This is a genomic window from Paenibacillus sp. GM2 (assembly GCF_900069005.2).
Lineage (GTDB): Bacteria > Bacillota > Bacilli > Paenibacillales > Paenibacillaceae > Fontibacillus.
Genome location: NZ_LN831279.1, coordinates 2,941,693 through 2,958,457 on the forward strand (window position 1 = coordinate 2,941,693; position 16,765 = coordinate 2,958,457).

A 16,765-nucleotide genomic window follows, 5' to 3' on the forward strand; every position below is an offset into this window, starting at 1 on the left:
CCAAATTGATATCTGGCACCCCGTGATTTCATTAGGAATTGATAAAGCCTAAATATTGCAGCATACGCTTCACAGCCACAGCTGCTTGTGCACGTGATGTATGAATATTCGGTTCAAACGCCGTACTTGTTACCCCTTTCAAAATACCTGCATCAAGTGTCTCCGCGACTGCTGCTTGTGCCCAAACACTGATCGTTTCCTCATCATGATAGACGGTCAAATCAAGTGGAGTGGGAGCCTGCACGGATTTGCCGGCAAAAGATAGCGCTCTGCTAATCATGACTGCCATCTGCTCTCTCGTAATGGAATCATGAGGCTTGAAGGAACCATCCTCATTGCCTTTTGCGATACCCGCATTTACCGCAGCACCTACGGCGCCAGCGAACCAATCGGAGTTAGACACATCATGAAACTGCGTGATGCTGGTGTCCGAATTCAAACCTAACGAACGAACCAGTAGGCTTACGAATTCAGCACGTGTAACCTTTTGATCTGGAGCAAATTGATCCACGCTCAATCCTTCGATGATACGCTTGGATGCAAGTAACTCAATATCAGATTTTGCCCAATGATTCTTCAAATCCTTGAATGTTCTGGAAGATTGAATCACAGCGTATTTACTGTTACCATTCCGTTTCATCATCACGACCGTCTGACCGCCTTGTGCTGTAAATATGGAAGGTACGAAGGAGAACCTGCCTGTATTCGGATCGATATAAATCGCTGTTGCCGTATCCGACGATATAGATTGAGCTAGAATGATACTACGCCTCAAATACTCATTTCCAAAATTCGAGAAGATCTTCATTTTCCCATTCATCTCGACTCGAACAGAGAAATCAATCACCCGATCATCTACGAGTGTGGCGTTTTCCCGTTCAGCTTGACTTCGTATTTGTTCCAAATCTTTACCTTTCACTTGTTCGATCGTGACATAAAGAACCGCATCCTTGGCATCCGCCCCAAGCTCTTTGATGTACGCGGACGAATTAGTTAATGATACCGGCAATTCATAGACGGCGTGATTTCCCTGGATTACGATGGTTGCGTTAGGTACGTTCGTCAACGCATCGATAAGCGATTGTACCGGAATACCGACTTGTTGAATATCATCCTCACCCAGCAATTCAATCGTGACAGTACCGGGCGACTCTTTACTCTCCTTCAACCTTTGGAAGGCTTTATTCAATTCATCCGCACTCACTATAGCAGTCAGCATCGTTTGTCCGTTTGGTTTCTTTTCCGACTTAAGCGATAGCGCACTGCTGTCGAGCCTCACATTTGTCGAAGGTTCCACTTTATCTTGAGGAGGTGTTGTGGTTGTGATATTACCACCGCCACTGTTACCGCCTCCATTGCCACTGCTATTCCCTGGGTCTCCCATAGAGGCACGGTTTATCGACAGATTATAATTTATCGTCAAACCGTCTTCAGACATTACCTGCAGGGTCACCGAATTCAATCCAACTTTGAGCTGCACAGGAATCGCCGAGTCACTCGCATAGTTCTTACCGTCAACAAAAATCTTTGCTGTCGGGTTGCTCGCACTCGCCGTAATGTTCAATGTAGTAACCGTATTATCTACATCAACCTGATAGGCATAAATTGACGGATTGAAGGCAGGGTTCAGCTTCCCCTTACTTACTGTCAGTGTGCTCAATTGCGCTTTCGATGCGGCTTTGGAGAAATAAATGTTGACCATTTTGAGTCCATAATCCAGGTCAAGTATCATTCGATTTTTCACTTCGGGATTAATCGAGCTATTGGCATCAAGATCGCTTCTTAGGGATTCGATCTGTTGCTTAGCGATGGTTGCTGTATCAGCTCTCATATCTTCATTCGTATTCAACGCTTGAACTGTCGGTTGAATTTTGTGAATAAGGGTATCGCCTTCCTGTCTGCTCATCCCTTGGAAAGGAACGTAAATCTCATTGATTTTACGGATCATTTCTTCCATTACGGTTGCTAGGGGCTTGGTCGTATCATATTCGGGCAAAATAGCTTGATTACGATACACCCCAATCTTCAGCACCTTGTCATACTTATAATTAAATAGTCCTTCGAATTCAAATAATGCGGCTCCAGCTCCATCATTTTTTGTTGCTTCGATAATCTGATCCACAACAGCTGATGTAGGATTACCTTGAAACGCGTCTAGTCCCGATGAGACGAATGCATTGTGTCCTGCTAATGCCATGGAGTTTCTCAAGTCCGTTACCGTTAATTCCGAACCCGGCGCATAAGACATATGGAACAAGTGATCGATTAAATTGTGATCTAACCAGTATTTTACTTCTTGTGCATGCGATTTCGGTGCTTCCTCATAATTCGGCCATACCGCAGTTGTAATTTGTAGCTTTGGTTTGATTTGATGCGCTTCGTCCACTACCCGAACGACCCAGGTATTGATCATGTCCGCACGGAATTGCAGCCATTCATCCCAATAGTGATCTCCTGGATGAAGGTCAAGCGGATCAACGCCATATTTCTCGCTGAATAAATTGCGGGTATACGTGTCGTAACCAAAGTCATTCGTGTAATCCTTGGAATCTGGATACCTCGCATAATCCAAATGCAGTGATGCAATGTCATATTTTGTGATGAGCTCATTGTATACAGAGGCAACGAAATCTCTAGCCTGCGGAAGCGCTGGATTAAGCCAATACCACTTGGCATTGTTCAAGCCCACTTCATAATCAATACCTTGTCTGCTGATCATACGCCAATCGGGATGATTCACCACAACCGGTCCGCCAACAAAGAAGTTCTCTACCCAGGCATGAATTTCAATCCCCTGTTTCTTGCCCTCCTCAATAAATGCTCCAAGCACATCAAAGCCTTCATACAAAGGATTTAATTCGGTGTCCGGCAAAGACGTTGGCCAAGTGGTATATCCATTCCACCACGTTTCCAGATAAATGGCATTGATCCCGGTCTCTTTGATTTTCTTTACATGATCTCGAACCTGCTCCAGGTTCTTTTCCTTCGGCCTCATCCAGAGTCCCCTGGTTTGTACTTTTGGAGACTCAAAATTCATATAACTTGCATCCGTAACTTTCTGATCCAGGTCATTCAGTAAATCCATCAACCCGTTGGTACCGCTTTCATTTAATCGTTGTTTGGCCAACTCATAAACGGCCTTCGCTTCTACAATCTTCTGTTCAATATCGGCATAAGGCACATCCATAAAATGATCCTTGGATAATTGGAGCGCTCTCTCTGCACTATCGATACTGATCGATGCTTTATCTAAGTAAGATTCCGGCGTAAAAATCACCAACACTTCTTTTTTTGCAAAATCCAGACTCAATTTAGCTCCGACCAGGGCGTTGTTCTTTAACCATGTATTTTTAACCCCATGACCGGATAATACATAGCCGCCTTCAGGAATTTTACTGTTGTTCCCGCCATTGTTCGTCACATATCCATTCGCATTAACAATGACTTCATTGCCCCATGGGTTCGTGCCAGTCTCCTCGCCATAATTACGATCATAGACGATCAACTGATCCGATCCACGGAATCCTGGATAAGGCACATTGGCGACATTGTCCCAGCCTCCGGGATTATCTTCTTTTACTTTCGGATTAAATGCATCATACGAGGTTCTAGCGGCTTGGTAAATTAAACTATCCGTTACGAGCTCAACCTCTGTGCCGATACTCACTTTATCCGCTAGTTGGTTATAGTATGGACTTGACGCTTGAATCGACAGCACATATCCATCCGCTGGAATGGATGAGTTATTATCAAGATACCCCCCTGTATTGGGATCGTTTGCAATCGCCACAATGTTGATCACCTTATTGCCAACAACTGTAAGCTCCATTCCCCAAGCATTCTGATTAGTGGTTGCGCCATACGTAGGCTGGTACAACACCACTTCTCCCGTTCCACGCGGTCCATTTATTTTATCAATGCCTACCGCAATACCATTCACTTTCAAATATTTGCTGGGCAAAATCGGAATATCTATGTTAATTGCTTGCACGGACTGCCCCACCACTAAACTCAAGGATGACGCAGCGCTGCCAGAAACCGAAATGACATAACCATTTGCAGGAATATAGGTTCCATTCTGACCATGAGCATCATAGGTGCTTTTCACCACCGACACATCATTGGTAATGATATATTGAACGGTATCTTCAGAAAATGATCTTGTCATCTCGCCAAAATGTCGTGTATAAACCGCGATGGTGTTGGCCGGCTGATCCTGATCCACGACGTCGATCGGTAGGATGCCCTGTTCTGTGATGAGCTGTGGACCTCCGACAACAGGTACAGGTAGCGTGTAGCCAATAATCTCAACCGGGTCTCCCGGACTCATATTGTCTTTAATCCACTGTTCACTCGATCCGTGACCAAACAATACAAAGCCATTCGTTGGTATTTCTACAGCACCTGCACGATAAGTGACTTCCGTTACGCTGTAAGTACCTTCATGGTAGTCTACAACTGCGGCGGCCGCGTAAGGATTGGGATCCGTGAGCTTACTGCTGTTTTCCCTAGTAAACAAAATCATTTCATCCGAGGCTGCAATGGCTCGATTTACTGCTGTAATGCTAATGGTGCTGCCATTTGCAGCTTTCGCTGTGATAGCTTCCGCTTCATCGGCCAACACATTCAACGTCATTCCAGAAAAAAAGAGAGCAAAACATAAGATGAAAGACAGCGTATTCTTTAATCTCATTACCGTACCTCCCCATAGGATTCATGAAAAAGCAGCTTCCCCAGCACTCCCTCTTCATACAGCTCATCTCGTCTAAATTTCTATTTTCGTTCGCGAATTTTTTACGAGCATCACCTCCCATATTCATTTTGGAATACTCCTCCTTATATTCTTCTTTGGGAGAAAAATTCCTCCTTTATAAGATAAAAAAAATAACTTTTCTTTCTTTAAGCTGCAAATTATCGCCGGAAATTTTATTGATCCTCTGCCTATGCTTACATTTTTTGAATCCTCCAAGGTTCTATTCCGTATACAATAAGGAGAATAATACCATACAGGAGCTCATAACCTGCTTGCGTATTTACCGAATTACATAATTTTCATTTAACCTATAGGAGGAGACAGCGTGAAAAAACTTGCAGCCGTATTACTATCTTCATCTATTTTATTAAGTACACTTCCAAGCGGGCTTGCCCAAGCAGCAGAAGCAAATGTGACCCGGGGAGAAGTTGTGAATTATCTATTGAAAGTCGTAGATGATTACAATCCTGGTGTCAAAAAGGAAGATATTCTGAAAGGCTATGGCCAAGGAGATGCAAAGGAAAACCAAGATGTATCCCGAATTGAAGCTTTAATAATGCTGAGTCGAGCGTTCTCCGAGCTGCCTGAGCCAAAAGGCAATGATCTGCGTATTGCCAACATCACTGCTGAATTCATTGACATCCCGAAATGGGCTGAGGATGAAATTGCCAAGCTAACAGCGACGGGTATCATTAACGGTTATCCAAACGGAAAGCTTGGAGCTTCCGACCACATTACCATGGAGCAGTTAAATACCTTAACGAAACGCTTGATGGCCCTCAAAGGATCGAATCCACGCGATGATTATTATGAATTCGTGAATAAGACCTGGCTGAATCAATCCACTATCCCAGCTGGAGAAATGACTAATGGTGTATTTAATGAACTGGCGACCTTGAACGAGGATCGCGTCAAAACCATCATTGATGAAATCGTGCAGAAACCACAGCAGGCAGGCTCCATAGAGCAAAAAATTGCCGACTTTTACAAAACCGCTCTTGATGTGGAGCATCGTAACCAACGGGGAATCAAGCCGATCGCTCCTTATTTGACCGCGATTGATAATGCTTCTTCCATTCAGCAATTGCTTGATACAACTCTAGAAATGGAGAGTGCGATGTCGAACGGTTCCTTGCTTTCTTTTGCCGTTATGGGAGATGCCAAAGACAGTAATGTCAACACTTTGTATTTCTCGGGCCTAGGCACCGTACTTGATAAGAACAGCTATGTTTCCGGAGATGAGCGGACCAAAAACGTATATATTGGTTATTTAACAAAATTGTTCAAACTGTCTGGAGCAGATGAGAAATCTGCAAAAACACAGGCTGAAGTTATGTATTCCTTCGAAAAAGAATTGGCTGCAGCGACCATGGACATTCAGGATCAAGGAAACGTAAATAACTTCTATAATGCCTACAGCAAAGACAAATTTGTCGCACTCTTTAAGTCATTTGATATGGCGAAGGTGATGAAAGAGCTTCACTTCGACAACACGGATAAAGTGATTGTAACCGATATCGGTTTGGTTAATAAAACAGCTGAAATATTAACTGATCCAAATCTCGACACGCTCAAAACCTATGCCAAAGTCCTATTATTAATGAATACAGGCAGTATGCTGTCAGAAGACTTCGTTAAAATCAGCCAAGAGTTCCAGTCTGAAATGTTCGGTGTAGAAGGTGAAAAAACAAATGAGGAAATCGCCCTGATGATCACTCAAGGAGTGATGAGCGATTATCTTAGCCAAGAGTTCGCAGAACGCTACTTCAGCCAAGAAGCCAAGCAAGATGTCGAGCAAATGGTCAAACAGTTTATTGAGGTTTATAAAGAACGAATTCAAGACCTCGATTGGATGTCCGAGACAACCAAAGCCAAGGCAATTAAAAAGCTTGATAAAATGACGATCAAAATCGGTTATCCGGATAAATGGGACGATTCACTTAATAACGTAACTATTAAATCCTACGAGGATGGCGGATCGTTGTTCGAAAATATTGTGGCCATCTCCAAGGCTAGTAAAGCACGCGCAGTTGCTTCGCTCGGCCAGCCTGTTGACAAGAATAGCTGGATGATGAGCGTCTACGACGTAAATGCTTATTACAACCCGTTGAACAACGAAATCGTGTTCCCGGCAGGAATCTTGCAGGCTCCGTTCTATGATCTGAAGGCCAAGCATGAGACAAATCTGGGTGCAATCGGCATGGTTATTGCGCATGAGATCAGCCACGCTTTTGATAATCTGGGCTCCGCCTATGATGAGAACGGAAATGCAGTCGACTGGTGGACAACAGAAGATTATAAGAAGTTCCAGGAAAAATGTGAGCAAGTGATTGCTTATTACGACGGCGTTGAAGTCGTTCCTGGCGTGTATAACAACGGCAAACTGACCGTAAGCGAAAATATCGCCGATCTCGGCGGTATGGCTGCTTCACTTCAGGTGTTGTCCAAAACGGAAAATCCGGATTACAAAGCTTATTTCGAAGGTTATGCCACAATCTGGCGTACTACAATGAACAAAGAAATCGCTAAGTATATGTCAACCGTCGACACCCATTCTGCGAACAAGGTACGTGTAAACCGCACGGTCTCAAACTTCCCAGAGTTCTACAAAGCCTATGAAGTAACCGAAAAAGATGCCATGTACGTGGCTCCCGAGAATCGCGTAAGCATTTGGTAATTCTATAAAAAAGCCGAATGAAATCCAGAAAAAAAGCTGATGCCGAAAAAAAGGGCATCAGCTTTTTGGTTGAAGCGAATCGTTTAGCTTGACATTTGTTGTTTGAATGACGCATCCAATGGGATACACAAGATTTAAGGGCGCTATTTTCAATCGCTGCGGCCTTACGGCTTTCAATGCACGCATTCGGGCAGGATGCGACAGATGAAGAAGGAAACACTACTACATCTACAACTCTTTCAATCCACGCATCCGTGTAGGATGCGACCAATCAAGTGCTGTTTTACAGACTCGGGGTTCTCTTTCAATCCACGCATCCGTGTAGGATGCGACCCACCCCTTTAATTAGGCTAATCACTCCAGCTATCTTTCAATCCACGCATCCGTGTAGGATGCGACGCTGATACCATTGATTATGGGACAATGTTTGGTGCTTTCAATCCACGCATCCGTGTAGGATGCGACCAACCCACCAGGCATGGCATAAACCGAAGTTATCGCTTTCAATCCACGCATCCGTGTAGGATGCGACATTATTCGCAAACTGGAAGGACGGAGCGTATCCACTTTCAATCCACGCATCCGTGTAGGATGCGACGGGTACGGTGATTTTCTAACAGCTAACCCAAGGTATCTTTCAATCCACGCATCCGTGTAGGATGCGACACGCAAGCCATCCTTCGTATTTCCGTTCGAGGTTCGCTTTCAATCCACGCATCCGTGTAGGATGCGACAATGATGCTGGTACGGTTGCTATTCAGTATACGGGACTTTCAATCCACGCATCCGTGTAGGATGCGACGCTCAATCCCTTTAATGCTCGGAGATATGACACGATCTTTCAATCCACGCATCCGTGTAGGATGCGACCTGTAATTTAATTGATATCGCATTGAAAGGGGAACTTTCAATCCACGCATCCGTGTAGGATGCGACTGTCTATATCAGCGACGGACAATGGTAGCAATACAGCTTTCAATCCACGCATCCGTGTAGGATGCGACACCTTTCAGAACGTTTGTTCTTATTTTAAGATGATCTTTCAATCCACGCATCCGTGTAGGATGCGACGGAGTTAAATTCCGCAGCACCAGAGTGATAATCCACTTTCAATCCACGCATCCGTGTAGGATGCGACACTGCCCTTACCAATGACTAAACCCAAATGAATTGGCTTTCAATCCACGCATCCGTGTAGGATGCGACTCCGATTTTGGGGAGAAAATGTCCACGTATCGGTACTTTCTTATTGAATTAATTAATTTGTAGGGTTAACAAATTACATTTTAATCCAATCATGGATAAAAACAATGATATTCATGGTGCGAATCCCCTAGGGATTTCATGTTCGCTTGAGGTTCGCACCAAATTGTTGACAAATATTATAAAAATAATATTCAACTCATCTGCTCAAATTTCCTCTATTTCATCATAAAAATGAGGCAACTTATTCTTAATGAGTTACCATTGATTGAAAATCATCTCGGCTGGATTGATCAGCGTGGTAAAAGACTATATCTCCATCCATCATAGTGAAGGTACGCCCATACGGATCAGTAATCTTGCGCCGGAAACCTTCCATCTGCTGCCACTGATTCATCAGCGGAGCATAAACATACTGTAAATATGGCTTGTCTATCTGCCCATCGCGTATCGTCTCAATGTTAAAATTCACGACAATATAGCCCTCTTTCAGAAAAATCGGAGACTTATCCGTTAAACCTTGATGTGTACGTCCATATTCTGCTACATTTGTCCCTGCCTCTACCGCGAACAATTCTGCAGGCAGACTATACTCCCCATACCATCGTTGAATCGATGCATTGGCCCGTGCTGAATCCACGCCAACAGGCAGACCATTTTTCGGTCCCAGCAAGGTGCGAACGTTCGCAGGAAGCTGTAACAGACTAAGACGACCGATTATTGTTTTTTGCTTAGTCATCTTTTCCTTATAGTACTGAACGTACTGAGCGCGTCCAATATTGGCAACCTGTCCAAACGTATACTCGTGATCATATTTATAGAGCGCCGTATCTGTTAATTCCTCGTCTGGAACATTCCGTAGCCGTTCATTCAGAACAACATAACGTTCCACCTCATCCATCGGTGAACCGATCCTAACATAACTGCTGCGCCCAGTATGATAATACAGATCCACCGGGGTTCGCTTACCATCCTGAGCACTAACAAAATAAAAAGTCGGAGTAATGCGAATCTGATCCTGAGCACCGAACATATTGCCCTTCGTCTTCAAATCAAACTTAAAATGATAGCCTGATTTGATCACCGCATTTTTATAAATAGGATGACTCCCAGGGCGAATCGGTAACGTATACCTCTCCATATTGCCACGCGTAACCCCATCTATACCATTAAGACCTACCCAATAGGAAACCCCAGTTGATAACGCTTGTCCTATCTCCGTCCGAAAGACGCTTTCCCAGTTGTAATCGGCAATATCGGTAACATGAAAATCGTACACGCGCCCGATTACATCTACAGGTACTATAGCATAGGCGATATGATGCGATAAATTCAGGTTTGCATTCGTCTCATGCGTGGCCCCAGCTGGAGCATTATGAGCAACCGTTTGAAACTCCACATCGTAAAAACCTTCATCCACCCATACCGGCAAATAAAAGGTAAAGAACTCCTCAGACTTTTCAACTTCAATCCAGGTGTTCTTCGGATAAAACTTAGTCTTCGCCTCGTTATACACATCAAATGGGAAACGAATCTGTTTACTTCCTATGTAATTTAAATAATCACGATTCCCATACCCCAGATATTTGGCATGCTGCCCGCTATTCGGCATCTGTACCGTAAAGAGACGCTCCAGAATAACTGCCGAACGATTTAATGCCGGATTCGTCTTCTGGTTATGAGCCTTATCATCCGATACTCCCGGATAAATAACAACCGGAGTATGTACGGTAACCGGATTAATACCATAGATGGCAAAGTTCATCGTATCGGACCCATTAACTTGTTCATAATAAATGGTCCCTGAACTGGGTTCATTTGCTTTATTTGTCTTGCTCATTGGAATGACGTTGTTAGGACTATAAATAACATTGTCTCCTGTCATGGTAGCTATGGGAATCGGCCTAGGTGTTGGTCCATGATTACTTGTGGTTGATCCGCTCATTAACGTCTGATTATAAAAAATAAAAGTATCATTATTGACGTTTACATACACGGCTGACTCTGCAGCTGCCTGTGGATCTGCATCAAAGTTGACCGTAATATCTTCTGGAACAGAAGACGGTTCATAACCTGCAGTCTGCGCTGTTGAATAATACGGAGCGTTATACCCACTTGGCTGAATCCGAATACCTCCATTATTAAAGGCATAGTTCCACAACGCGGATTCCTTAATCTGATAAATCTTGATTCTCTCTATCGTCCAGTACGAATATTCTTTCTCTACGATGACTTGAACTGTGGTTCCCGACTCTCCTGCATCTTCCCCATGATCTGGATTCGGGTCAGGAGTAGGTTCACTCGGAGCTGAGGGCGAGGGCATAACCGTCACATTCACTTCAAAAGTACACTTGCCTACCATTTGTTGATATTCATATTTACTAAGGTAATCCTTCGACCATACATTTCCGTACAAGCTTTCTGTCGTAGGAACGCCATCGAGTACATTGAAGCGTTCATTTTCGCGGCTATCCGCTTTAATGACAGCACTGACGTTAGGGTATAAATCTTCCCCAGCGATCGATTGACCAGGAAGGGGATCTGTACAATCTACACTCCCAGGAGGAGGTGGTGGCGGTCCACACCCAGATTCATTCGGATCAAGCACACAGGAGTCAGGTTCATCTGCATAGTATAAATAGAGGTAATAGATTGAGTATGTCCCACTATAAACGATGGTCGGTGGTTTTCCTGGTTTGATTTCCCCTCCGCTTGGAGCTTTCTGATTACTTGCTTTATACCCCTGATATTCCCATGTAACTGTTGAAGGCGTTGCTTCGAAAACATATTGTTGATCTTTTTCAAGCTTTACTTCATAGTCTTTAAACCCATCTATCCCATTAAGAGGATCACCTTTAGTTGTGAAGTGCTTGATGACCGCTTTTCCTTCTGCCGGTTCAAGGGTAATGATAAATAAGGTTGGAAAGTAGTAGCGCCAACCTTCCACACCTTTGGAAAACTGTTGGCCCTTGGCTTCTTCTTCTGCTCTTCGGTCGATGGGTCTGTCAGCTCCTAAATATCCTTTTGTAACATATACCGAAAAAAAACCGACATTAGTTCCCTTCCCTGTCCATTTATCAGTATTTGAATAGGTATAATTCTCTTTTGATGTTGCTCTTAGATATTCTTGAAGTGGCCTTTCTTCCAATTCACCTGTCCGCGATTTATTAAAAATTTCTTCCCATTTATACTCTAAATATGTGAACTGTGAAACCTGTATATCCTTAATCTTCCTATTAGAGTTGAATTGGAAAGTATAATCGAACCCATCAATTAGAACTCGATCTCCAGGTCCTACACCATTCGTCCACGTATTGCTAGCATTTTTCCATACCTCGTAATATACCATCCCGACAAAATAATATATATTCTCATCTTTTTCATCTTGAAGCATACGAGACGGACCAATTGCAGCTTCTACTTTACTAGGAATAATTATAACTGCTGAAGTTACAGCTACAATCAACGCAAATAACGAAATAAACCACTTTTTCGAGAACATTCTGTTTCACTCCTTTTATTTAAAAGGATTATTGAAAGCTACGATATAATTATCAGGATGAATAGTTTCAATGCCGATATAATCTGCTGTTTTAAGATCATAATTCTCCCAATCAACATTTGTATATACTCCACTAACAAGCTTATCACTGGTGCTAATAACAGGATAATAATTGGTGACGGTCCCGTCGCCATGGTTATTCCCAGCAGTAGCATCACGCCGATATTTCACATAAGTATTTTCAACCATATGATATATAGGAGACCCATTTGCGGTACTACGAACGGCAATATAATCCTTCCTATTTATTTTCACAAGATACATATCATAAATAATGAAGTCCAACCCCATTTGAAGTGGAAGCTGTGAAAAATCAAATATTTTAATCCCTTCATAAGGAATACCTGAAATATTCTTTAATAGGTACTGATCTTTCTTATAGTACTTACTAAAATCCCCCAATTCCCGCATCCTAAACTGCTCATCGTCCGTGCTCAGGATGGTCTTTTCCCCGATCCAGACCCAGTTACCAGCTTTGTCCCAGCTTACCTTTTCGCCAAGGTTCTCGCTGACAAAACGCAGAGGAACATAGGTCCGACCTTTTACCGCTTTGGCTGTAGTATCCATAGTGACTGATTTTCCATCTACTTTCGCAACTTTACTTCCAAGGGTCAATGAAATAGTCTTATCTCCCTTGGTATAGGAGACGGATTTCCCCTGGAAACCCACTTCTGCTCCTAACGCTTCGCTAACACCTCGCAAAGGAACTTGAACACGCCCATTTTCCATCACCGGATCACCGCCATCGAACATAACCTTTTTACCGTTAACGATGACGGCAAGCTTAGGAGCTCCAAAGACTACAGGGCTTTGTTTGCCAGCTGCACCAACAGGTGATGTTACAGAAGAACCTCCCAAATAGATCACACTAATTCCAAGACTTATCCCCAACAATACTTTTACTAGTTTCTTCATCACCAACCACTCTCCTTATCTTCTTTTTTAAATGTAATTCAAAAGTCCACTTTTGATCACGAAGTAAGCCAAGAAGAAATCTCGGCGTTGAATCTTAAATTCACCCCAGCCTTTCGGTGTTCTTATACAAACTACGTACGCTCCGTTCCTCAGTCCAAGCTTTATCCAACCTTCTCAATGCTGAAAACTGGTTTTCGAACAAACTTCTATGAATAGCCAAACCCAATAAGCCCGTCCAAAGCTAGTTATATAACAACAAAAAAGCACACCTCTATTATCAAAAATAAGTAGAAGTGTGCTTCACTGGTTCCATTATATAGAAATTATGGGTATTAGTAAATAGGAAACTTGACCGAATCTACTTGTCTTCGCTTCTGGTAAATCCTTCCCAGGTCGTCTTCAGAAGCTTTGTGGCCCACTCGATATGCCTCTGATCCTCATATTTTCGGTAAGCACATTCAATATGTAAAATAAGAACCAAATACAAATCATAGATTTGGCTCCGAGTCTTCTCGGACGGGGTTAATTGCTCAATACCGTAGCCCCGTAAAAAAGCTGCGGATTGGCCCGACACTGTGCGAAAGTTAAATTCCAGCAAATAATCGCCCCAGAGTGCCCGCTCGCAATCGATCAAACCTGTAATGCGGCCGTCCCGGATAAATACATTGCCATCCCATAAATCCCAATGGACCAGACAAGGGGTCTTCACCTCTTCCAAGCTGGCCTGCGCTTGATCAAGCACTGACCATATCTCATCCTCTGTCATAGGCAAGCTTACCCCGGCATCCCGGGCATCGGCGAGAATTCCACCAAACATGGATCTCAACACATCCGGCCACTCCGTCCCCTGCTGCTCTTGCAGAGCATAATAGCCAAATCGTTCCCCCTCAATATCGTTAATTAAGCGATTAAGACGGCCTAGTTCAGCCTCAATGATTTCTCTCTCTTCCTGAGGCAGCGATTTCTTCACCTTAACAAAGGTTACACCGGACATATATTCCATAATAAAATACTCCAGATCCGTCTGATCGCCACTATAGTAATACACCTCGGGAACCGGAATATCTCCCCGAGCCCGCAAAAGGCGAAGAACCTCCACCTCACAGCGCATCATTCCTTTTTCATAACGCATCGACTGTATGGAAGAATCGGGAGCAACCTTAAGTACGACCTTCTTTCCATCGTTCAAGGTTAAGGTGTACGCCGTGTTATACATTCCATCTGTTAACTCTTCCGCATAAGCTATGCTTTTAGTGCCTGCAAAGGCTGTCCTGATAGCCTGATTAAGTTCACTGCGCGCCATCTTTCTCCGAATTGCATTCTGCAATTTCATTCCTCCCCATATAGATGAAGCCACTCGCAGGATGACGAGTGGCTTATCGGTGTATACGGATAATACTTCTTTATTGTAAATTTTTCAATAGATTTTAAAGCTGCTCCAATATTTTGACCCCTCGGCCCGGAATAGCCATCCGGCCGCTCACACTCTCAGAAGTTAGTAGATCCACAGCTTTCTTACTCCCCAGATCCACCTCGACATCCGCTGCGTTATGGTTCAACACGAACAGATAGGAGACGCCATCGTTCACACGCTGAGTCGTCTCAACCCCTGCCGGAGCATTTAATAGCGGCTCAATGCCCTTCTCCGCACACAAATTGGCCAGGAATCCTTTAAGAAACGCAGCTTCCGGACTGCTTGCCACATAGTAAGCTTTGCCCTTGCCATATTTATTTACGGTCAGCACCGGCATGCCTTGATAGAAATCCGAACCGTACTCGGCCAGAACCTTAGCCCCCTCTGCATGAATCAAGTCACAGAGCAAGCCACATTCATATTCCCCCCGCAGTTCTCCCCAAGTCTGCTTCATCACGATCTGATTATGCTGATCCGGAAACAAGGCATCGATCTCTTCTGCCCAGATACCAAGCAATGGACGCAGTTCTCCAGGATAACCACCAAGCGTAACCAAATCATTCTCGTTCACGATCCCACTGAAGAATGTAGTAACAAACGTGCCGCCGGCAGCTACATAATCCTCCATTTTCTTTGCAAAATCTTCCTTCACCATATACATCACTGGGGCGATTACGATATCGTACTTGCTCAGATCTTCATGAACACCCGCCATATCTGCTTCAATATTCATCTCAAAAAGAGCGTCATAATACTTATGGACTTCCTTCACATAATCGAGAGCTACGGATGGCCCGCTCGACAATCCGACCGCCCAACGGTTCTCCCAATCAAATAAAATCGCCACCTTGGCATGAGCCCGAGCATCCAGCAGCTTATCAGACAACACATGCAATTCCTGCCCAAGCTCTGCGCACTCTCTGAAGACGCGGGTGTGCTCATGACCGACATGCTCAATGACCGCTCCATGGTATTTCTCGCAGGCCCCTATCGAACGGCGCAGCTGGAAGAACATCACTGTATCCGCGCCGTGCGCGACAGCCTGATAGCTCCAGAGGCGCATTACGCCTGGCCGCTTCAGAGAGTTGTACGCCTGCCAGTTCTGTTGGCTTGGTGTCTGCTCCATCAGCATAAACGGTTGACCGCTCTTTAATCCGCGCATCAAATCATGCGTCATCGCCGTATAGCTGACCGGGGTATCCAAAGCGGGGTAGTTATCCCAAGAGATTACATCCAGATACTCCGCCCATTTAAAATAATCAAGCTCGGGATACAATCCCATCATATTCGTCGTTACCGGAATATCCGGTGTATATTTCTTGATTTCTTCATACTCCAGCCTATAGGCATCCAGCAGGCTATCCGATTGGAAACGCCGATAATCAAGTGAAATCCCTTGGAAATTTGTCCGGTTCCCGTCCCATTCCTCACTTAGTTCGTTCGGTGGAACAACTTCGTCCCAATCATAAAAGGTGTGTCCCCAGAACCGGGTATTCCAGGCATGATTCAATCGATCTATCGTTCCATAACGCTCTTTGAGCCAGACGCGAAAGGCCTTTGCACAGTTATCACAATAGCAATAGCCGCCATATTCATTTGAGACATGCCACACGAGCAGTCCTGGGTGATCCTTATAACGCTCAGCCAGTTTCCCAGCCATAAGGGCTGCATATTTGCGATAAGTTGGCGAGTTAGGACAGGAGTTATGGCGTCCGCCAAAGCTGCGTTTTCTTCCCTGCCCATCTACTCTTGTTACATCTGGATACTTCTTGGCCATCCATGCCGGATGAGCAGCGGTGCTTGTTGCCAAACATACATACACCTCGCTTTTGTACAAGCGATCCATGGTCGCATCCAGGGCTGAAAAATCATAGGTAACTTCATCCGGTTGAAGCATCGCCCACGAGAATACATTGATGGTTGCCACATCGATCCCCGCCAGCTTGAACATGCGCTCGTCCTCTTTCCAGGTTTCCGGGTCCCATTGCTCAGGATTATAATCTCCGCCGTACCAAATCTTTGGAAGCTTGTTATTGATCATTGCAAGCACATCCTTTATCCAGAAATATAATTATATTTCAATTGTAACTTTATTACTTTCCGCTTTATATATAATAAAACCGAAACCTAATATGATAATATGGAACTACAAGAGATTGTTTTAAAAGTCTATTTATAAAGCTATTCGACATCGAATCTTGAACTCAGCCGGGCCTTCCGGTGCTCACGTACAAACTACGT

At 44.1% G+C, this 16,765-nt stretch carries 6 protein-coding genes and 1 CRISPR repeat array; of the genes, 1 reads left to right on the top strand and 5 read right to left on the bottom strand.

Features of this window, described 5'->3' with window-relative positions:
- Positions 1-31 precede the first annotated feature (31 nt).
- Positions 32-4,693, bottom strand: coding sequence for an S-layer homology domain-containing protein (locus tag BN1360_RS23140; protein ID WP_068782193.1), 4,662 nt, complete (start codon positions 4,691-4,693; stop codon positions 32-34).
- Positions 4,694-5,078: 385 nt separating this feature from the next.
- Here BN1360_RS23140 and BN1360_RS23145 point away from each other — a divergent pair, with 385 nt between their 5' ends.
- Entirely contained in the window at positions 5,079-7,430 is a 2,352-nt protein-coding gene (locus BN1360_RS23145; protein WP_068782194.1) for a M13-type metalloendopeptidase, read from the top strand.
- 170 nt (positions 7,431-7,600) lie between these two features.
- Positions 7,601-8,636: direct repeats of the CRISPR family, unit length 32 nt; unit sequence CTTTCAATCCACGCATCCGTGTAGGATGCGAC.
- Between the two features lie 247 nt (positions 8,637-8,883).
- Here BN1360_RS23145 and BN1360_RS23150 read toward each other — a convergent pair.
- From BN1360_RS23150 to BN1360_RS23165, 4 genes are all read right to left on the bottom strand, one after another.
- Entirely contained in the window at positions 8,884-12,135 is a 3,252-nt protein-coding gene (locus BN1360_RS23150) for a DUF5704 domain-containing protein (RefSeq protein WP_069188407.1), read from the bottom strand.
- A 15-nt stretch (positions 12,136-12,150) separates the two neighbouring features.
- On the bottom strand, positions 12,151-13,110 hold the full coding sequence (locus BN1360_RS23155; RefSeq protein ID WP_068782195.1) for a copper amine oxidase N-terminal domain-containing protein: 960 nt from the start codon (positions 13,108-13,110) through the stop codon (positions 12,151-12,153).
- A 358-nt stretch (positions 13,111-13,468) separates the two neighbouring features.
- Entirely contained in the window at positions 13,469-14,437 is a 969-nt protein-coding gene (locus BN1360_RS23160; protein WP_068782196.1) for a phosphotransferase family protein, read from the bottom strand.
- A gap of 100 nt (positions 14,438-14,537) precedes the next feature.
- Positions 14,538-16,565: a beta-galactosidase gene (locus tag BN1360_RS23165; RefSeq protein ID WP_068782197.1), complete on the bottom strand. Its 2,028-nt coding sequence runs from the start codon at positions 16,563-16,565 to the stop codon at positions 14,538-14,540.
- Positions 16,566-16,765: the final 200 nt, after the last annotated feature.

Excerpts from the sequence above, each read along its gene's own strand:
- BN1360_RS23150 (WP_069188407.1), bottom strand. The coding sequence starts at position 12,135 with ATGTTCTCGAAAAAGTGGTTTATTTCGTTATTTGCGTTGATTGTAGCT.
- BN1360_RS23140 (WP_068782193.1), bottom strand. The coding sequence starts at position 4,693 with ATGAGATTAAAGAATACGCTGTCTTTCATCTTATGTTTTGCTCTCTTT.
- BN1360_RS23155 (WP_068782195.1), bottom strand. The coding sequence starts at position 13,110 with ATGAAGAAACTAGTAAAAGTATTGTTGGGGATAAGTCTTGGAATTAGT.
- BN1360_RS23165 (WP_068782197.1), bottom strand. The coding sequence starts at position 16,565 with ATGATCAATAACAAGCTTCCAAAGATTTGGTACGGCGGAGATTATAAT.